We start from the raw sequence: 18,965 nt of genomic DNA on the forward strand, positions 1-18,965 counted from the left end.
TCCGACAAATTAGCATGGCGTTAACGAAAGGTTGGTATCACGCATGCTTGATGAAAGCTTGGCTTAACTGCTGAAAGAGTGAGTCTACGTTGGGTAGAGTTGTCAGATGTGCGGACAACGGAGTATGAACTTGCGCGTCCACCACGGTTGGATTGCCACAAACTTGATTATAAAAATTTACGGGTGCAACGATGTTCTCTAGGTCGACATCCAACAAGATACAAGCTTGCGAAAGTACGATTTGGCCGCCCCCTTGTTTAAGCAAAACACGCTGCGCCGTGCCCACTATTTTTTGTTTATTGATATTGAGGTTGTAGTCACCATCACAATAAGAACCGGGAGTCGCGTGTACATCCACATCGATGCCCAGTTCTTTAAAAAACAGGGTTAAGACATTGCACAGATGTAGATACGCTTTTTGGATGTTGTAGGCTTCATCACGAGGCCAATGGTAAATGTGCGATAAGTTAATGATCCCCGGCAGTTGGGGAACGGGAGCGCCGCCTGTTTTACGTGAGGTGAGTTGCCAACCTTGTGCCGCGAGTTGTTTTCTAGACTCTACGGTCACAGGCCACTTTTTACCTGCGGGCAAAACAAGTGTCGGCGCTTTTGCTTGCCACAACATTAAGGCTTGCCCAATCTCACCCGCCTGAATTTGCTGCAATAATTCAGCTTCTTTTTCAAACGCACGATCAACATCAATGTGCGGGTAACGTACGAGTTTATTGGTTAACTTCAATGCACTTTCCTCTACAGATTGTGGTGACCTATCATTTAACGTTCTGCAATGGTTGATGAGATATGGGACTATGTGCGATGAAACATAGCACCAAAAGTTAGTTATTGGCGCCATAGTAGCTTGTCAGTTGCCCATCTCAAAGGTGAGTGCTAACATTTGTACACACACCAATAAAGGAATACATCATGGACACTAGAATTCAATTTCGTGTTGATGAAGAAACAAAACGCCTAGCTCAACAGATGGCTGAGAGCCAAGGTCGCACACTGAGTGGTGCTTGCCGTGAGCTTACTGAGCAACTCGCTGAGCAACAAAGACAGACATTATCTCACGATGCATGGCTAACTGAACAAGTAAACCTAGCATTTGAGAAGTTTGACTCAGGAGAATCCGTTTTCGTTGAACACCAAACTGCTAAATCTCGAATGGAAGTACGCAAAGCCAGAATACGTAATCGAGGTAAGCAATGATTTTATGGGAAGAAGAATCACTCAATGATCGTGAAAGGATCTTTGAGTTTATCTATGACTTCAACCCTGATGCGGCAGAAAACGCTGACAACCTCATTGAAACAAAAGTAGAAAACTTGCTTGAGCAGCCTCTAATGGGTGTACAGAGAGACGGCATTCGTGGGCGATTACTTATAATTCCTGAGATTTCAATGATCGTCTCCTATTGGATCGAAGGCGACATTATCCGAATTATGCGCGTACTCCACCAGAAACAAAAGTTCCCAATGGATTGATTACTTCCTCTGGGCAACTAGCCCAATTAAGGGGTGAACAACGCCTCCACCCAACCTAAAGCATTGTGCCATAAACACTTAACTTGAAGTAGGAGCAAAAGTGCCAAGCGTTGTGAATCCCTCTTAAATTGCTTGTTATAACACAATTGCTACACGTCACTTTCCGTTAGTATCTGACGACAATTTCGCACTGTAAGGACGCGAATTTCATGGCTGAGGCTATATATGATTCGATAGTGACCAAACAAAATTTCACGGTAATTGGTATGAGGCAGCTCAGGAACCATTCGCCCCATGTCAGGCATACTTGAGAGTAAATCAGTTTTATCAAAAACCTCATTAACCCAGTTTTCTGCCGCCACTGGATTATCCAGTGAAATAAACTCGGCTGCATCACCTAACTTTTGTAATGCTAGTGGTGACCAGACTACTTTCATTTCTTAATGCGCCCCAATACTTGAGCACGAGCGTCTTCATTGGAAACACCTAAACCTGAAGCTAATTGTGCTTCAGCAGTACGCATTTCTTCCAGTAACTCGATCTTCTCTTGCATTGCTTCATATTCTGCAACATCAAGGACAACCGCAACACCCTTACCACGTTGTGTGATAACTAGTGGTCTGCGAGTTTCGTTAATCTGTTTAATAAATGACGTCACGCCAGCACGAAATTCAGACAAAGGCTGAATATCTTGATCAAAATGGATGCGGCTCATGTTGAACTCCCTATGGTACAATTTAATGTACAAATAATAGTTCAAATAGCAATTTTGAGCAATAGCCTGATTTTGTGTTATAGCCGCGTTAAGTAGTGAGCGACGCTTGGCTATACTTGAGCGAAGCGAAACTGCCAAGCGTTGCGAATCACTCTTAAATGCTTTGTATGGATAATAAGCGCTCCAATCGGGTAATGTGAGACCCAGGCTTTAGCTGCAACTAAAGCTTTCTATGTAGCAGTTCGTTTAAACGCTGGCTCCTCTATCGAGAGACCGATAACAAACATGAACGCTACATAGGACTTCAAGCATAAACCTCGAATAGTCGACTGGGTCTCGAACCCGCATTACGCAAGCATGAGTTAGCTTATTATGAATACTAAAATCAATCAAAGCATCAACGTTGGAGTTGATACCGGCAAAACACAATTAGACATCCACATCAGGCCACTAGACCTATTTTTCTCAGTAGAGAACAATGATAAAGGCATCAAAAAAGCACTCAAAACGATTAAGAGTCACAGTCCTGAACGAATCGTTATTGAAGCTACAGGCCGATTAGAAATGCCTTTTGTTCTTGCATGTGCAGAGGCTCAATTACCTATTGTCAGAGCAAACCCTGTCCACATAAAACGATTCGCTGGTGCTATTGGCCGCAGAGCCAAAAATGATCGTTTAGATGCAGAATTGATCGCTCACTATGGAGAAGCAATCAAACCAGCTCTTACTGTCATAAAGCCAAAAAACATACGCCTAATGAGTGACTTAGTCATTCGCCGAAACCAGTTGTTATCCATGCAAACCATGGAAAAGAACCGAATCCAGATACTTCCCGCCTCTCTCCATCCGACTATCAAACCAATGCTAACCACGATAAAAAATCAAATCACCAAGTTAGAAGAAAAGCTCGTTAAACTCATTGAAGATAGCCCTGAATACCAAGCTAAAAACACAATATTGCAAAGCGTCCCAGGAATAGGAAACATTGCCGCTGCATCAATAATTAGCAACGTACCTGAACTTGGTTACATCACGAATAAACAAGCAGCATCACTGATTGGTGTCGCTCCAATAACACGCGAAAGTGGGCGCTACAAAGGTAAGCGCGTGATCCAAGGCGGTCGAGCGCAAGTACGAACCGTTTTATACATGGCGATGATGTCAGCCATGCAATGTAACCCCATATTCAAAGCGACTTATGCTCGACTTTTAGCTGCTGGGAAACCTAAAAAAGTCGCAATAATCGCGTGCGTACGAAAGATGGTTGTGACACTTAACTCTATGCTCAGAGATGGCGCCATGTGGGATGAAAACACAGCCAAAAATTAATCATTGACGCCATAGTCGTTTGTTATGTTTTTGTTTTCTTGAGCTTTTTGTACGCTTCAGACCATTCAAATGAGATATGTATCATAGCCAACGGACTAAACAAAGCAGAAATAAAACCAAAGCTAGTATCACCTGTTAATTCATCAACAATTGGGGTACACAAGAAGCAAAGATAGACCCAACCGTAATGTTTACGAAAGTGCTTGCTGTTAGTGAAAACAACTCGGAAATGATTTGAGAACAAAGAAAAACTAGCAACGATACCCAACACACCAACCACTATATTTCCTTGTATCACAGCTAAGGAAAGAAGGGCAGCACCATAAACTGAAAACCCAATTAGACCCGCTTTATGAGTTATTGAGTAAACTTCCCATTGTAACCTGTCTTTCTCAACGTTACTGCAAGGACCCAAAACGTCAAAACCAGAGTCATTACTTTTCGACAAGTTAACACTTAGAACGCACAATACTGCGCCACATATGAACATCAATAATGGTGGCACTATCACCCCAAAGAAATTAGTATTAGTCAAATCTAAAGAAGCAAACAAAGCACAAAAAACCAGCACCATACCCGTCCATAGAGCTAGATTTCTAAGCAGTATTCTCATCATTCCTCCTCGGAAACATAGCCCTGTTAAGGGGTGAGCAACGCAATACCGAAGCCGCCGCATACCACCTTAATCACTTAAACCAACGCATAGTGAAAATGCCACGCGTTGCGAATTCCTCTTGAACAGTTTGTATGGATAATAAGCACTCCAATCGGGTAATGTGAGACCCAGGCTTTAGCTGCAACTAAAGCTTTCTATGTAGTAGTTCGTTTAAACGCTGGCTCCTCTATCGAGAGACCGATAACAAACATGAACGCTACATAGGACTTCAAGCATAAACCTCGAATAGTCGACTGGGTCTCGAACCCGCATTACGCAAGCATGAGTTAGCTTATTATGAATACCAAAATCAATCAAAGCATCAACGTTGGAGTTGATACCGGCAAAACACAATTAGACATCCACATCAGGCCACTAGACCTATTTTTCTCAGTAGAGAACAATGATAAAGGCATCAAAAAAGCACTCAAAACGATTAAGAGTCACAGTCCTGAACGAATCGTTATTGAAGCAACAGGCCGATTAGAAATGCCTTTTGTTCTTGCATGTGCAGAGGCTCAATTACCTATTGTCAGAGCAAACCCTGTCCACATAAAACGGTTCGCTGGTGCTATTGGCCGCAGAGCCAAAAATGATCGTTTAGATGCAGAATTGATTGCTCACTATGGAGAAGCAATCAAACCAGCTCTTACTGTCATAAAGCCAAAAAACATACGCCTAATGAGTGACTTAGTCATTCGCCGAAACCTGTTGTTATCCATGCAAACCATGGAAAAGAACCGAATCCAGATACTTCCCGCTTCTCTCCATCCGACTATCAAACCGATGCTAACCACGATAAAAAATCAAATCACCAAGTTAGAAGAAAAGCTCGTTAAACTCATTGAAGATAGCCCTGAATATCAGGCTAAAAACACAATATTGCAGAGCGTCCCTGGAATAGGAAACATTGCCGCTGCATCAATAATTAGCAACGTACCAGAACTTGGCTACATCACAAATAAACAAGCGGCATCACTAATTGGTGTCGCTCCAATAACACGCGAAAGTGGGCGCTACAAAGGTAAGCGCGTGATCCAAGGCGGTCGAGCGCAAGTACGCACAGTGTTATATATGGCAATGATGTCAGCCATGCAATGTAACCCCGTATTCAAAGCAACTTATGCTCGACTTGTAGCTGCCGGAAAGCCTAAGAAAGTCGCAATAATCGCGTGTGTTCGAAAGATGGTTGTGACTCTTAACTCTATGCTGAGAGATGGCGCCATGTGGGATGAAAACACTGCCAAAAATTAATCATTGACGCCATAGTCGTTTGTTAAGTGTTTTTAGCTATCCGTCCCTTTTTTCTACCGCTTTTAAAGCACCTTTAGGTAACTTGCCATAGAGCTCAGCAACTTTTTTGGGACGAGATATGCGATCCTCTACTATGAAATTAACCATTTCAAATAAGCTATGTGCAATATCAGGATTATCTGTTAACTCTATTTCTCCCGGATGTACACCATTGTTACCGACAACTCTGCAGTAATCTAAAGCTTGTTGAACCTCGATGGGTAATCCTTTTTTTACAAGGGCACCGATATCATCGTTTATGTTTTTACCTTTTTCTCCTAGTTCAACCATTAACTTCTGGACGCATAAACGAAGTAAAGCGGCTGCAGCTCTTGGAGAACGTGCAACAATATCTCTTGCTTCATCATATTCAGATATGCAAGTTTCTGGTAAATCTTTATGAGCGGGAGGCACTGGTGCTTCAGATGGTACAACCATACGATCTTTATACCAGTACGAGTTGTCATAACAGTGTGAGCATTGGCTAAACTTAAAGTCCGTGGTGTGAGAACCTTGATAATTGCTCCACCTTAAATCTACCCAAGTTTGCTTTGCATACACACCGCATAAAATACAATGAAATTTTTCTTCACCAAATATTGGAGGGTAATACTTGCCCATTTTCTTCCCTTTATCTGATATAAACACTGACACTTAACGCCCGCTTAAGTGGTGAGCAACGCAATATGGTGTTTCCGCATACCACCTAAATCACTAAAATCAACGCATAGTAAAAATGCCACGCGTTGCGAATCCGTCTTGAAGCGTTTGTGTACGCCCAGCATGGGCATGAACTAATGAGGTGAAAGTCCTCTGTAGGAAGATCACCGTTCAAATAACGTACTGTTATTAAACGTTAACTACTAGCGAATGGCAAGGGCTTACCCGCGAGGGTTGGTCTAGAGGAAGCCGCTAGCAAATTTGCGAGCTGATGAACAAGAACATCATATGAGGCGTAGGCTAGAGGTGAGTTGGCACAAGACGACGAAACCACGTGATCTAATGGCTACCGTAAATGATGCAGCAGTGCAAAGAAAGTTCATGTTCTTATCTGGGGAGGTCTGCTTAGCAAGCGATCGTTAACTTAACCAGCTTGGCCTCTGGTTCAACGGGCCTGGCGTGTGAGCATCATCAACTTATGCGAGCGAAAGTGATGAATAACGATAGCGCGGATCGGAGCAATTCGGTCTGTGATTAAGCAGAAGTCAGCAGACGGCATAGTAGCCCAACGCCCATCGTAATGGATGGGACATGGTGAAGGCCTGAACATTTAGAAGAAGGAGGAGTCATGTCAAACTTGCCGATACCCACTACGTCGCCAGACGATTACTATCTGCAGCGTCTTGATCTGCAACCGGCCTTCAACAACGATCTATTTCAGCAACTGCTCAAGCCTGAAAATTTACACCGAGCATGGCGTCAAGTTAAAGCCAATAAAGGCGTGGCAGGCATCGATGGGATGACCATCGACGCTTTCCCGCAATGGATGCAACAAGGCGGCTGGCAACAGTGTAAAACCCAGCTTGAGTTAGGAGAATATCAACCTTCAGCGGTCAGGCGCGTAGAGATCGATAAGCCCGATGGCGGTAAACGTAAATTGGGGATCCCTAACGTTATTGACCGTGTCATACAGCAAGCGATTGCCCAAATACTCACCCCGCTATTTGACCCATTTTTCTCGGCTAACAGCTTTGGCTTTAGGCCGAACAGAAATGCCAAACAAGCGGTATTGCAAGTTAGGGATATCATCAAACAGAAACGCAATTTTTCCGTGGATGTTGATCTGTCTAAGTTCTTTGACCGAGTTAATCATGATTTACTCATGACTCAGCTAAGGAGTAAGGTTCAGGATAAGCGCCTATTGGCCCTTATTGGTCGTTACCTACGGGCTGGTGTGATGGTCAATGAGCAATTTGAAGCAAGCTTTGAAGGTGTTCCTCAGGGCGGCCCCCTCTCGCCATTACTATCAAATATTATGTTAGATAGTTTGGATAAAGAGCTGGAAAGCCGAGGGCATCAATTCGCCCGCTACGCGGACGACTTTATCATCTTGGTAAAGTCTCAACGAGCAGGTGAACGGATACTCAAAAGTATTACTCATTACCTAGCCACTAAGCTGAAACTGGTTGTTAATGAACAGAAAAGCCAAGTGGTTAAAGTAAGTCAAAGTAAATTTCTAGGTTTTACATTTAACCGAGGCAAGATCCAGTGGAATGCTAAAACGCTGCACATTTTCAAACAAAAGATGAGACGGCTGACGAACCGAAACTGGGGCGTAAGCATGAGTTATCAACTGTTTAAAGTGCGGCAATACCTGCAAGGTTGGATCAACTACTTTGGCATTGCCAATGCCTATCAAGGGTGTGTCGACCTAGACCATTGGATCCGTCGTCGCGTACGTATGTGCTACTGGCGTCAATGGCGAAAACCACGGACTAAAGTACAAAACTTACTTAAACGTGGTGTCAGGATCCAATCAGCCGTTGGCTGTGGTATCACAAGTAAAGGTCCATGGCGAAGTTCGAAGACCCCCGGAATACAGCAAGCACTGAGTAATGAATACCTTAAGAAAGCGGGACTATTTTCACTAAGAGATGGATGGATCGCAGTTCATTACCCTAACCAGAAAGTTTAGGTTAGGCGTTCTAAATGAACCGCCCTGTGCGGAGCCGCATGCAGGGTGGTGTGGGGGCTGAGGGTTAGACACCCTCGGCTACCCGATTAGCCGTTCATTCCCAAAGGTTATTGCCTACTCAACAGGAACTTACGCAAATCTCTTTCAGCTCGCATAACAAACAGAATAAAGACCTTGTCACCGTCTTGTTTATAGAAAACACGGCACGGATTAACGACAACTTCACGATAACTTAAATGTTCTAGTTCGGGCGGAATACGACCTGATTCTGGAAAAGTTTCTAGGCGTTCAACTTTAGAGAAGATCGTTTGTACCAACTGCTTTGCAGCTACAATATTTTCAAGTGCTATGTATTCAGCGATATCGTTGAGGTCAGATAGCGCTGGCTCAGTCCAGATTATTTCAGCCATTTTGACATTTTGTCCTTGGCTTCATCATGACTTACCACTTTACCGTCAGCTAGTGCACGCTCGCCTCGTGCAATGCCCTCCAGAATAACCAAACGATTTTGCATAAACTCGTAATCATCAACATCAACTAGATACGCTGATGGCTTACCATGCTCAGTAATTAATACTGGTTCTTTAGTGTCGTGGAGATCAGCGAGGATCTTGGTTGCTTGACGTTTAAGTGATGTAACTAGTTCTACTTTCATGAAAGCTGCTCCAAAGGAATACTAGAGTGATACTATTCTATCACTTTAAGTATAGCAAGCTCCATGACGGCTAACGAATGATATGGACTCCCTCTACCTGACACTCTGCGTGCCATACTTACTTAGTACACGCTGAAGAACTGGAGGTTACTATGTCCACCATTCAAACTATTGGCGTTGACCTTGCCAAGAATGTGTTCAGTATTCACGGCGTTGATGCATATGGCAAGTGCGTCCTACGCAAAACTGTCAAAAGAAACAAACTCTTAGACACATTCGCGAAGTTACCTCCCTGCCTCATCGGTATGGAGGCGTGCTCTGGTGCACACCACTGGGCGAGAGAGCTACTGAAACTAGGTCATAACCCGAAAATTATGGCGTCCAAATTCGTTATTCCATATCGACAAAATGAGAAGAACGATGCCAATGACGCAGAGGCCATCTGTGAAGCGGTATCTAGACCCAAAACACGATTTGTCTCTATAAAAAGTGAAGAGCAACAAGCTGTGCTTTGCCTGCACCGTATTCGACAGGGGCTAATTAAAACAAGAACGGCGACTATTAACCAGCTCAGAGGTTTGCTTTCCGAATTTGGTATTGTGATGCCTCAGGGGCGCTACTCGGCTCAAAACACTATTGGTAGTGTCCTTGAAGATGCAGAAAATGGTTTGCCTATACTCGCTCGAGAGCTACTTCAAGATCTATCGAACAAGATTCAACACCTTAACCTAGAAGTATTGCACTATGATCGTAGAGTCTCTGCTTTAGTTCGTGAGATGGCTTCAGCCAAAGCGCTCATGGATATTCCAGGTGTCGGTGAACACAGTGCAAGTGCCATTGTCGCAACCGTCAATGACGCCAAACAATTTGGCTCTAGCCGCCAATTTGCCGCTTGGATAGGGTTGGTTCCAAGACAATACTCAACAGGTGGTCATGTTCATCTTGGTCGCATCAGCAAAAGAGGCGAAAAACACATTCGCACTCTACTTATTCATGGCGCAAGAGCCGTTATTGCACGATGTAAAGAGAAAACCGATCGCAACAGTATTTGGTTAAATCAACTCGTTGAACGACGAGGTTATAAACGAGCAGCTGTCGCCCTAGCAGCAAAAAATGCTCGTATAATATGGGCATTATTAACAACAGGAAAAGAGTACAAGATTAACTATGTAAACGGTTAACACTCACCGAGTCAAAGCAATAGCAAATGATGACAATACGACCAGACCGAGATGCCTAAACCTGTTTAATTGGGAAGTAATAAATACTGTTTAACGAATGAGGCTGGCATCAAGCGAATATCATCAAGGTGACGGAACGATTCCGATTAAACACCGAATGTAGAGCTGCTGTCCGATCCACTGTTGTCAGCGGGAGCTATTGTTGACAAAAGAGGGAGTCCATGTAGCCCAATTAAGGGGTGAACAACGCCTCCACCCAACTTAACGTATTGTACCGTAAACACTAAATTTGAAGTAGGAGCAAAAGTGCCAAGCGTTGTGAATCCCTCTTAAATTGCTTGTTATACGGTGGGAACTTCTCCCATCTGTTTTAGGTTAACAAGCGTTGTCATGAACTCTACTGCATTGTATTCACTGGATACTTTTGGCTCTTCAGCATTCCTTAGGCGAAACTTGCCGTAAACTAAAAACTGTTTGTCAAAATCAATTATGGGTAATTTTAGTTTTTTGGAAATCCGGATTATTGGATAGTATTTAGTACCTTTTACATTCTTGGGTTTACACTCAAAGTATTCAAAGTCGTCAACCACACCAGAAAAAACTTTGCGAGTAATTTGAAGATCAATCGCTGCATTTACGTATTTATCTTTAGTAAGGCAATGCTGAAAGTAACGGTATTGTCCAATGCCAAAGAAAAAGTCTTTCCACTTAACAGTGCTTTTATTAACCTTTATTTCGAGGCTATCCCTTTCTTTAGGGTTTTCCTTTCCATATATATACAGCTTCGCAAGGTCACTACAGGCTTTGACGTAACAGGGCATCTTACCCTTGTTATAAAAAACACGTTTAGTAGTATCTTCGGGAAGCTGGTCGGCAAAAACTTCTTCTTTTTGCTTTAACTGAGAAGCTTCGTCATGGTTTAAAATATGAACCCGAAATAAAGTCTCACCGTCTGCGATTGCGTCTTCGACATTGGAAGTTCCAATTTTCGCCTCAATTTCGTAGTTACCTGAGGTTTTAAAACTGCAGCTATCTGAGTGATCGAAGTTTTGATAAAGACGAAAGATAGCAGGAATTAACTTGCCGGTGTTTCTCCTTTTATGACCAACAACATGTGTAACTCGTGTCCCACAACCTCTACCTCCGCAAAAAATTGGTGTCGGATAGCCTAGATCTTCATACTGATCGATGTAAATCGTATTCCCTATCCTGTCTTTGACAAACGGAATTGCAACTCCGCTCATGTTAAATTACCTCCGTATAACGAATGACATGGATTCCCCCTACCGAGGATCTGCCACACTTATGTGGTACTTAAATGCATCGGAGGCACCATGTCTGATTATTCTTATTTCTGCGGTATCGACCTAGCTAAAAACCACTTCAGTCTTCATGCCGTAGACCAAAATGGTAAGGTCATACTTCATAAGTCGGTAACTCGCTCTAAACTACTGACTACAATAGCAAATATGCCACTCATGCGTATAGGCGTTGAAGCGTGTGGTGGTGCACATTATTGGGCAAGAACACTCAATAAACTTGGGCACGACGCCCGCATTATGGCCGTTAAATACGTGGTTCCTTATCGAACTAAAGGAAAGAACGACCTTAATGATGCTGTTGCCATATGCGAAGCTGTTCAGCGTCCATCAACTCGCTTTGTGCCCGTAAAATCCCCCGAGCAACAAGCCATCTTATCGGTACATAGAATGAGAGAGCATTGGGTTCGTGAACGCACCGCGCTTATGAATCGCATGCGCGCCCTACTCTCTGAGTTCGGGTTAATCATTCCTGTTGGCCGCTCTTCATTAATGAAACACGTTCCCTTAATGCTTGAAGATGCAGAAAATGAACTGCCACATCTCGCAAGAACGGTGATTGCCGATGCTTATCACCACCTTGGAGAGTTGAATCAACGTATCGCCGATACTGAACAAGTCTTCGACTCTTTTGCTAAGGTCAGCGCTAATGTTCAACGAGTGATGAAGGTTCGTGGCATTGGACCGCAAACCGCTACTGCGATACTTGCTTCGATAGGCAATGGTTCTCAATTTGATAAAAGCCGTGATTTCTCTGCTTGGCTAGGACTCGTACCAAAGCAATATTCGACGGGAGGAAAGCCTCGCTTAGGTCGGATAACCAAACACGGCGACAAATACTTGCGAACACTATTAGTTCACGGGGCAAGGACCGTGATTGCCAACCTTGGCGACAAGCAAGATAAGCTAAGTCAGTGGTGTCGAGGCGTTCTAGAACGAAGAGGAATGAACCGAGCGATAGTGGCACTGGCCGCGAAGAACGCACGAATTATATGGTCGCTTTTACACAATCAAACCGAATATGAAAACTATGCTGCTTAAGTAGAAACCTAAGCAGCATAGAGAGTTAAACCCACCGGGTCATTGCAGACGCTAATGATGGAGATAGGTTAAGACCACTTGCGGAGAGCCTGTTAATGCGGCGGACACACTAGATGTCATCTAACGAATAAGGCACCGCAGTCGCGCAAAGTCATCAGGGCCACGACGTATGCGAATCGTCGATAAGTAGGCCGAATGTAGAGCGGCAGTCCAAAACCCATCAACATAAGTTTAGCGGATGTTTGACAACCGGGGGAATCCATGTAGCCGCATTAAGGTGTGAGCAACGCTACCACGAAACTTAACCCAACCACCGTAAACACTAAACCCAACGATGGAATGAAAAATGCCATGCGTTGGGAATCACTCTTAAATGCTTTGTATGGATAATAAGCGCTCCAATCGGGTAATGTGAGACCCAGGCTTTAGCTGCAACTAAAGCTTTCTATGTAGCAGTTCGTTTAAACGCTGGCTCCTCTATCGAGAGACCGATAACAAACATGAACGCTACATAGGACTTCAAGCATAAACCTCGAATAGTCGACTGGGTCTCGAACCCGCATTACGCAAGCATGAGTTAGCTTATTATGAATACTAAAATCAATCAAAGCATCAACGTTGGAGTTGATACCGGCAAAACACAATTAGACATCCACATCAGGCCACTAGACCTATTTTTCTCAGTAGAGAACAATGATAAAGGCATCAAAAAAGCACTCAAAACGATTAAGAGTCACAGTCCTGAACGAATCGTTATTGAAGCTACAGGCCGATTAGAAATGCCTTTTGTTCTTGCATGTGCAGAGGCTCAATTACCTATTGTCAGAGCAAACCCTGTCCACATAAAACGATTCGCTGGTGCTATTGGCCGCAGAGCCAAAAATGATCGTTTAGATGCAGAATTGATTGCTCACTATGGAGAAGCAATCAAACCAGCTCTTACTGTCATAAAGCCAAAAAACATACGCCTAATGAGTGACTTAGTCATTCGCCGAAACCAGTTGTTATCCATGCAAACCATGGAAAAGAACCGAATCCAGATACTTCCCGCTTCTCTCCATCCGACTATCAAACCGATGCTAACCACGATAAAAAATCAAATCACCAAGTTAGAAGAAAAGCTCGTTAAACTCATTGAAGATAGCCCTGAATATCAGGCTAAAAACACAATATTGCAGAGCGTCCCTGGAATAGGAAACATTGCCGCTGCATCAATAATTAGCAACGTACCAGAACTTGGCTACATCACAAATAAACAAGCGGCATCACTAATTGGTGTCGCTCCAATAACACGCGAAAGTGGGCGCTACAAAGGTAAGCGCGTGATCCAAGGCGGTCGAGCGCAAGTACGCACAGTGTTATATATGGCAATGATGTCAGCCATGCAATGTAACCCCGTATTCAAAGCAACTTATGCTCGACTTGTAGCTGCCGGAAAGCCTAAGAAAGTCGCAATAATCGCGTGTGTTCGAAAGATGGTTGTGACTCTTAACTCTATGCTGAGAGATGGCGCCATGTGGGATGAAAACACTGCCAAAAATTAATCATTGACGCCATAGTCGTTTGTTAGCTATTTGATAAATGAATTACTCTTTTCATACTGAGATACCATTTTCGCTGAATACGACTTTAATTCTGATAAGTATTGAGAGATATTCTTAGCTTCTTGTGAATCTGCGTCATGAGTTATAGTTGTTTCATCAATAGTAAGAACAAAATTTGGGTGAAACTCTGACTGATAGGTTACCTTAGTAGTTAGGGTAATTGTCGCATCTTTAGTCCAAGTAACACTATCGATTGACAATGGCTCTTGTTTATCTGCCACCCTACTTTTATTTACTTTGTCTAACATCTCTATTAGATCTTCACGAGCAGAAGAATAGAGATCTTTAGTATTAGCATAAACAGACGTTGAAGCACGTTTATCACCATCAAAAGTAACTTCATATGAAGTACTAAGTGTCTCACGATAAACTTCACCAAGCCTAATTTTTCCTGATGTTACTTCTATGACATTTCCAAACTGTTTAAAATTATTGAGTTGTTCTATACCGAGAAGCCCTGAAGCCGCGATTATAGACGCACCTAATACCAACATACGTTTCATTTTTTGACCTTATTATATATACAAATTTTGACTCGGATAGCTAGCCGCATTAAGATGTGAGCAACGCAACCAACTGACCTAAAGCATTGTGCTGTAAACACGAAACCCAACCTTGAACTCAAAATGCCAAGCGTTGGGAATCATTCTTAAATGCTTTGTTATAGCGCTGCTCGCCCTTTAGATGGAAGGACAGCTACCTTTTTCTGCCATATCTACTTTGAGAACTTCCGCTTTGCCCTTGTTCTCGTCAACTAACTCAACACCCGCACCACCAACAAATACACCCATTTTGATGTATTGGTTGATAAAGTAATTACGACCTTCCTCGGTATAGATAGTTAGATGATTCTCTGAGAACTCTGACTCTGTGCTCACCTGATGCTCTTTATTACCTTCTACCTCATGGTAAAAGAAGACACCCGGAGCAGTCTCACCTATACACTTACCATCAACGTAAACATATTTTTTGAGCGCCGCTCCAACAAAGCTATCCTCTCGATAAATGTAAAGTCCAGAATTACCTTCTTGGGGAGCTTCAAATGACTTGGCTTCATTTGAGATTGTTGAATCGACCGTCGGAACTGAAGCACAACCTGATAATCCCAACAGAAGAGCAGAGCACAAAATTACTTTATTTTTCATATCATTAACCTAGCCTTAGTAAAATTTGAGGCCAACGATACTATATGTCTGCAACCAAATTAATAACCATATTTTAAATCTGTGATTAACTCGGCGCTATAACGAATGACATGGATTCCCCCTACCGAGGATCTGCCACACTTATGTGGTACTTAAATGCATCGGAGGCACCATGTCTGATTATTCTTATTTCTGCGGTATCGACCTAGCTAAAAACCACTTCAGTCTTCATGCCGTAGACCAAAATGGTAAGGTCATACTTCATAAGTCGGTAACTCGCTCTAAACTACTGACTACAATAGCAAATATGCCACTCATGCGTATAGGCGTTGAAGCGTGTGGTGGTGCACATTATTGGGCAAGAACACTCAATAAACTTGGGCACGACGCCCGCATTATGGCCGTTAAATACGTGGTTCCTTATCGAACTAAAGGAAAGAACGACCTTAATGATGCTGTTGCCATATGCGAAGCTGTTCAGCGTCCATCAACTCGCTTTGTACCCGTAAAATCCCCCGAGCAACAAGCCATCTTATCGGTACATAGAATGAGAGAGCATTGGGTTCGTGAACGCACCGCGCTTATGAATCGCATGCGCGCCCTACTCTCTGAGTTCGGGTTAATCATTCCTGTTGGCCGCTCTTCATTAATGAAACACGTTCCCTTAATGCTTGAAGATGCAGAAAATGAACTGCCACATCTCGCTAGAACGGTGATTGCCGATGCTTATCACCACCTTGGTGAATTAAATCAACGTATCGCCGATACTGAACAAGTCTTCGACTCTTTTGCTAAGGTCAGCGCTAATGTTCAACGAGTGATGAAAGTTCGAGGTATTGGGCCGCAAACCGCTACTGCGATACTTGCTTCGATAGGCAATGGTTCTCAATTTGATAAAAGCCGTGATTTCTCTGCTTGGCTAGGACTCGTACCAAAGCAATATTCCACAGGAGGAAAACCTCGCTTAGGCCGAATAACCAAACACGGTGATAAATACTTACGAACACTATTAGTTCATGGCGCAAGGACCGTGATTGCCAACCTTGGCGACAAGCAAGATAAGTTAAGTCAGTGGTGTCGCGGCGTTCTAGAACGAAGAGGAATGAACCGAGCAATAGTGGCACTGGCCGCGAAGAACGCTCGAATTATATGGTCGCTTTTACACAATCAAACAGAATATGAAAACTATGCTGCTTAAGTAGAAACCTAAGCAGCATAAAGAGTTAAACCCACCGGGTCATTGCAGACGCTAATGATGGAGATAGGTTAAGACCACTTGCGGAGAGCCTGTTAATGCGGCGGACACACTAGATGTCATCTAACGAATAAGGCACCGCAGTCGCGCAAAGTCATCAGGGCCACGACGTATGCGAATCGTCGATAAGTAGGCCGAATGTAGAGCGGCAGTCCAAAACCCATCAACATAAGTTTAGCGGATGTTTGACAACCGGGGGAATCCATGTAGCCGCGTTAAGTAGTGAGCGACGCTGCCGCCCAACCTAAACTATTGTGCCTTAATCACTAAAGCTGATTCAAACCGAAAATGCCGAGCGTTGCGAATCCCTCTTAAACGCTTGTATGGATAATAAGCACTCCAATCGGGTAATGTGAGACCCAGGCTTTAGCTGCAACTAAAGCTTTCTATGTAGTAGTTCGTTTAAACGCTGGCTCCTCTATCGAGAGACCGATAACAAACATGAACGCTATATAGGACTTCAAGCATAAACCTCGAATAGTCGACTGGGTCTCGAACCCGCATTACGCAAGCATGAGTTAGCTTATTATGAATACCAAAATCAATCAAAGCATCAACGTTGGAGTTGATACCGGCAAAACACAATTAGACATCCACATCAGGCCACTAGACCTATTTTTCTCAGTAGAGAACAATGATAAAGGCATCAAAAAAGCACTCAAAACGATTAAGAGTCACAGTCCTGAACGAATCGTTATTGAAGCAACAGGCCGATTAGAAATGCCTTTTGTTCTTGCATGTGCAGAGGCTCAATTACCTATTGTCAGAGCAAACCCTGTCCACATAAAACGGTTCGCTGGTGCTATTGGCCGCAGAGCCAAAAATGATCGTTTAGATGCAGAATTGATTGCTCACTATGGATAAGCAATCAAACCAGCTCTTACTGTCATAAAGCCAAAAAACATACGCCTAATGAGTGACTTAGTCATTCGCCGAAACCAGTTGTTATCCATGCAAACCATGGAAAAGAACCGAATCCAGATACTTCCCGCTTCTCTCCATCCGACTATCAAACCGATGCTAACCACGATAAAAAATCAAATCACCAAGTTAGAAGAAAAGCTCGTTAAACTCATTGAAGATAGCCCTGAATATCAGGCTAAAAACACAATATTGCAGAGCGTCCCTGGAATAGGAAACATTGCCGCTGCATCAATAATTAGCAACGTACCAGAACTTGGCTACATCACAAATAAACAAGCGGCATCACTAATTGGTGTCGCTCCAATAACACGCGAAAGTAGGCGCTACAAAGGTAAGCGCGTGATCCAAGGCGGTCGAGCGCAAGTACGCACAGTGTTATATATGGCAATGATGTCAGCCATGCAATGTAACCCCGTATTCAAAGCAACTTATGCTCGACTTGTAGCTGCCGGAAAGCCTAAGAAAGTCGCAATAATCGCGTGTGTTCGAAAGATGGTTGTGACTCTTAACTCTATGCTGAGAGATGGCGCCATGTGGGATGAAAACACTGCCAAAAATTAATCATTGACGCCATAGTCGTTTGTTATGTGTTATTTAGAAGACGAGTAAAGGTACTCATTATAGCTTGATTCTGTTCGCTCAGGTTTAGGGCCATATTTCACTGAGATTTCTTTTATCTGAGCTTGTAGGCTATATATTTCTGTTTTTAACTGCTCATTTTGTTGTTCAAGTTTGCTCGTATTTAACTTTACCGCTTGAGCAATTGCTCGGCCTTTAGCGCGATGAGCTTCATGTATCTCGTTGTCTAGACTGCGAATAATCTCCAATAACTTATATGTAAACTCTTTGTCCACTCGAGGAAGGCGTGTTAACTCATCAATAGCCAATTCTATTTGGCTATTTTCAATGTAACTAAGAACTTTTTGAGTTGAAGGTTGATTGCTAAACATTTAGATACCCCAAAATTGTTGACTCCATATTGTAACAGTATACGGTGCGGCATGACACATAACGCCTTGCTAACGGGCGATAACGCAATACCACCCGACTTAAAATTTGTGCCCTAAACACCGAAGCTGATTTGTATGAAAGTGGCCAAGCGTTAGGAGTCCCTGTTAAGCGATTTGTTAGCAATTTTTTGCCACGCTGATTGATGATATATCCAAGCAACCCATTTGTATGGGTCAGCATGCCCCATAATAAATAGGAACCCTTTCTTATCTGACAACTCCTTTGAAATCGGGCTAGAGTTAATGATGCGATGCAAGTATTCAAGCTCTACTTTCTCAGACTCTTCGCAAGGCGGATAAGACACTACTACTTTGAGCTGGCTATTGATTAATAGGAGGTGAGATACCTCTTGAAACAACCCACTCTTAAAATTATTTTCATGCTCAAATGCTATACTTATGTTTGTCAAATAACATTGATTTGGGAAATCATCTATAAAGTCAGTTTGGTCATAAAAGACTGAATCTAAGTAGTAGTAGTCTGCATTGTAGCAGTACAATCCAAGCCTTTTTGCTATATCCATCACAACGGAATTTTCAGAATGGATGATAAAGTTCGTATAGGCCTTATTGTTACACCAATTCTGATTTACTTCATCATCTCTCTCTTCAACGATACTGCACCAATGTTCAAAAAAATCTTCTGCTAACGTCATGACCTCTCCTAAATTGCTAACGAATGACATGGATTCCCCCTACCGAGGATCTGCCACACTTATG

21 protein-coding genes and 1 pseudogene are annotated in these 18,965 nt (G+C 43.1%); 10 read left to right on the forward strand and 12 right to left on the reverse strand.

The features are described from left to right. Positions 1 to 37: 37 nt before the first annotated feature. The gene (locus BCU07_RS14275) at positions 38 to 739 is read right to left on the reverse strand and encodes a biotin/lipoate A/B protein ligase family protein (RefSeq protein ID WP_017059449.1); all 702 of its coding nucleotides are present in this window, start codon (positions 737 to 739) and stop codon (positions 38 to 40) included. Between the two features lie 185 nt (positions 740 to 924). Between BCU07_RS14275 and BCU07_RS14280 the strand changes: the two genes are divergently transcribed. Both BCU07_RS14280 and BCU07_RS14285 read left to right on the forward strand, forming a co-directional pair. Continuing rightward, on the forward strand, positions 925 to 1,209 hold the full coding sequence (locus tag BCU07_RS14280) for a damage-inducible protein J (RefSeq protein WP_102428085.1): 285 nt from the start codon (positions 925 to 927) through the stop codon (positions 1,207 to 1,209). Beyond that, positions 1,206 to 1,484 carry a type II toxin-antitoxin system mRNA interferase toxin, RelE/StbE family gene (locus BCU07_RS14285; protein ID WP_017059447.1) on the forward strand — a complete coding sequence of 93 codons (279 nt, stop codon included), beginning with the start codon at positions 1,206 to 1,208 and terminating at the stop codon, positions 1,482 to 1,484. Before BCU07_RS14280 ends, BCU07_RS14285 begins: the two co-directional genes overlap by 4 nt. A 149-nt stretch (positions 1,485 to 1,633) precedes the next feature. On the opposite strand, the gene BCU07_RS14290 is transcribed toward BCU07_RS14285, so the two are convergent. Beyond that, positions 1,634 to 1,921 carry a type II toxin-antitoxin system RelE/ParE family toxin gene (locus BCU07_RS14290; RefSeq protein ID WP_017064044.1) on the reverse strand — a complete coding sequence of 96 codons (288 nt, stop codon included), beginning with the start codon at positions 1,919 to 1,921 and terminating at the stop codon, positions 1,634 to 1,636. Then, complete coding sequence (locus tag BCU07_RS14295) at positions 1,918 to 2,199, reverse strand: type II toxin-antitoxin system Phd/YefM family antitoxin (RefSeq protein ID WP_011080399.1); 282 nt, start codon at positions 2,197 to 2,199, stop codon at positions 1,918 to 1,920. The genes BCU07_RS14290 and BCU07_RS14295 overlap by 4 nt, the downstream gene beginning before the upstream one ends. Before the next feature lie 372 nt (positions 2,200 to 2,571). On the opposite strand from BCU07_RS14295, the gene BCU07_RS14300 reads away from it, so the two are divergent. Then, entirely contained in the window at positions 2,572 to 3,528 is a 957-nt protein-coding gene (locus BCU07_RS14300) for an IS110 family transposase (RefSeq protein WP_206360870.1), read from the forward strand. A gap of 22 nt (positions 3,529 to 3,550) precedes the next feature. Here the strand turns inward: BCU07_RS14300 and BCU07_RS14305 are convergent, their stop codons facing one another. Further along, a complete protein-coding gene (locus BCU07_RS14305; RefSeq protein ID WP_133154759.1) occupies positions 3,551 to 4,144 on the reverse strand; it encodes a hypothetical protein in 594 nt (197 codons plus the stop codon). A gap of 336 nt (positions 4,145 to 4,480) precedes the next feature. Here BCU07_RS14305 and BCU07_RS14310 point away from each other — a divergent pair, with 336 nt between their 5' ends. Further along, positions 4,481 to 5,437: an IS110 family transposase gene (locus BCU07_RS14310; protein ID WP_413286171.1), complete on the forward strand. Its 957-nt coding sequence runs from the start codon at positions 4,481 to 4,483 to the stop codon at positions 5,435 to 5,437. A gap of 36 nt (positions 5,438 to 5,473) precedes the next feature. Here the strand turns inward: BCU07_RS14310 and BCU07_RS14315 are convergent, their stop codons facing one another. Then, a complete protein-coding gene (locus BCU07_RS14315) occupies positions 5,474 to 6,097 on the reverse strand; it encodes a DUF4145 domain-containing protein (RefSeq protein WP_102427902.1) in 624 nt (207 codons plus the stop codon). A gap of 667 nt (positions 6,098 to 6,764) precedes the next feature. On the opposite strand from BCU07_RS14315, the gene ltrA reads away from it, so the two are divergent. Next, positions 6,765 to 8,111: a group II intron reverse transcriptase/maturase gene (ltrA, locus tag BCU07_RS14320; RefSeq protein ID WP_102428970.1), complete on the forward strand. Its 1,347-nt coding sequence runs from the start codon at positions 6,765 to 6,767 to the stop codon at positions 8,109 to 8,111. Between the two features lie 107 nt (positions 8,112 to 8,218). Here the strand turns inward: ltrA and BCU07_RS14325 are convergent, their stop codons facing one another. Continuing rightward, complete coding sequence (locus tag BCU07_RS14325) at positions 8,219 to 8,521, reverse strand: type II toxin-antitoxin system RelE/ParE family toxin (protein ID WP_017040380.1); 303 nt, start codon at positions 8,519 to 8,521, stop codon at positions 8,219 to 8,221. Then, positions 8,509 to 8,766: a type II toxin-antitoxin system Phd/YefM family antitoxin gene (locus BCU07_RS14330; RefSeq protein ID WP_017038125.1), complete on the reverse strand. Its 258-nt coding sequence runs from the start codon at positions 8,764 to 8,766 to the stop codon at positions 8,509 to 8,511. Before BCU07_RS14330 ends, BCU07_RS14325 begins: the two co-directional genes overlap by 13 nt. 152 nt (positions 8,767 to 8,918) lie before the next feature. On the opposite strand from BCU07_RS14330, the gene BCU07_RS14335 reads away from it, so the two are divergent. Beyond that, positions 8,919 to 9,947 carry an IS110 family transposase gene (locus BCU07_RS14335; RefSeq protein WP_017041084.1) on the forward strand — a complete coding sequence of 343 codons (1,029 nt, stop codon included), beginning with the start codon at positions 8,919 to 8,921 and terminating at the stop codon, positions 9,945 to 9,947. Between the two features lie 341 nt (positions 9,948 to 10,288). Here BCU07_RS14335 and BCU07_RS14340 read toward each other — a convergent pair whose 3' ends face one another. After that, positions 10,289 to 11,191, reverse strand: coding sequence for a hypothetical protein (locus BCU07_RS14340; protein ID WP_017065221.1), 903 nt, complete (start codon positions 11,189 to 11,191; stop codon positions 10,289 to 10,291). A 90-nt stretch (positions 11,192 to 11,281) separates the two neighbouring features. Here BCU07_RS14340 and BCU07_RS14345 point away from each other — a divergent pair, with 90 nt between their 5' ends. Further along, the gene (locus BCU07_RS14345; RefSeq protein ID WP_102332345.1) at positions 11,282 to 12,307 is read left to right on the forward strand and encodes an IS110-like element ISVisp6 family transposase; all 1,026 of its coding nucleotides are present in this window, start codon (positions 11,282 to 11,284) and stop codon (positions 12,305 to 12,307) included. Positions 12,308 to 12,894: 587 nt separating this feature from the next. Then, positions 12,895 to 13,851 carry an IS110 family transposase gene (locus tag BCU07_RS14350; RefSeq protein ID WP_017064050.1) on the forward strand — a complete coding sequence of 319 codons (957 nt, stop codon included), beginning with the start codon at positions 12,895 to 12,897 and terminating at the stop codon, positions 13,849 to 13,851. Between the two features lie 26 nt (positions 13,852 to 13,877). Here the strand turns inward: BCU07_RS14350 and BCU07_RS14355 are convergent, their stop codons facing one another. Together BCU07_RS14355 and BCU07_RS14360 are read right to left on the reverse strand one after the other, a co-directional pair. Further along, complete coding sequence (locus BCU07_RS14355) at positions 13,878 to 14,414, reverse strand: hypothetical protein (protein WP_102428552.1); 537 nt, start codon at positions 14,412 to 14,414, stop codon at positions 13,878 to 13,880. A gap of 177 nt (positions 14,415 to 14,591) precedes the next feature. Continuing rightward, positions 14,592 to 15,056: a DUF2846 domain-containing protein gene (locus BCU07_RS14360; RefSeq protein ID WP_102428551.1), complete on the reverse strand. Its 465-nt coding sequence runs from the start codon at positions 15,054 to 15,056 to the stop codon at positions 14,592 to 14,594. A 172-nt stretch (positions 15,057 to 15,228) separates the two neighbouring features. Between BCU07_RS14360 and BCU07_RS14365 the strand changes: the two genes are divergently transcribed. After that, positions 15,229 to 16,254, forward strand: coding sequence for an IS110-like element ISVisp6 family transposase (locus BCU07_RS14365; protein WP_102332345.1), 1,026 nt, complete (start codon positions 15,229 to 15,231; stop codon positions 16,252 to 16,254). A gap of 585 nt (positions 16,255 to 16,839) precedes the next feature. Beyond that, positions 16,840 to 17,796, forward strand: a pseudogene (locus tag BCU07_RS14370) (IS110 family transposase). Positions 17,797 to 17,825: 29 nt separating this feature from the next. On the opposite strand, the gene BCU07_RS14375 reads toward BCU07_RS14370, so the two are convergent. Then, positions 17,826 to 18,185 (reverse strand): hypothetical protein, encoded by a 360-nt coding sequence (locus tag BCU07_RS14375; RefSeq protein ID WP_102429208.1) that lies wholly within the window; start codon positions 18,183 to 18,185, stop codon positions 17,826 to 17,828. A 152-nt stretch (positions 18,186 to 18,337) separates the two neighbouring features. Next, the gene (locus tag BCU07_RS14380) at positions 18,338 to 18,901 is read right to left on the reverse strand and encodes a hypothetical protein (protein ID WP_133154782.1); all 564 of its coding nucleotides are present in this window, start codon (positions 18,899 to 18,901) and stop codon (positions 18,338 to 18,340) included. Positions 18,902 to 18,965: the final 64 nt, after the last annotated feature.

It is taken from the genome of Vibrio sp. 10N.261.54.E10, assembly GCF_002877735.2.
GTDB classification, from domain to species: domain Bacteria; phylum Pseudomonadota; class Gammaproteobacteria; order Enterobacterales; family Vibrionaceae; genus Vibrio; species Vibrio crassostreae_C.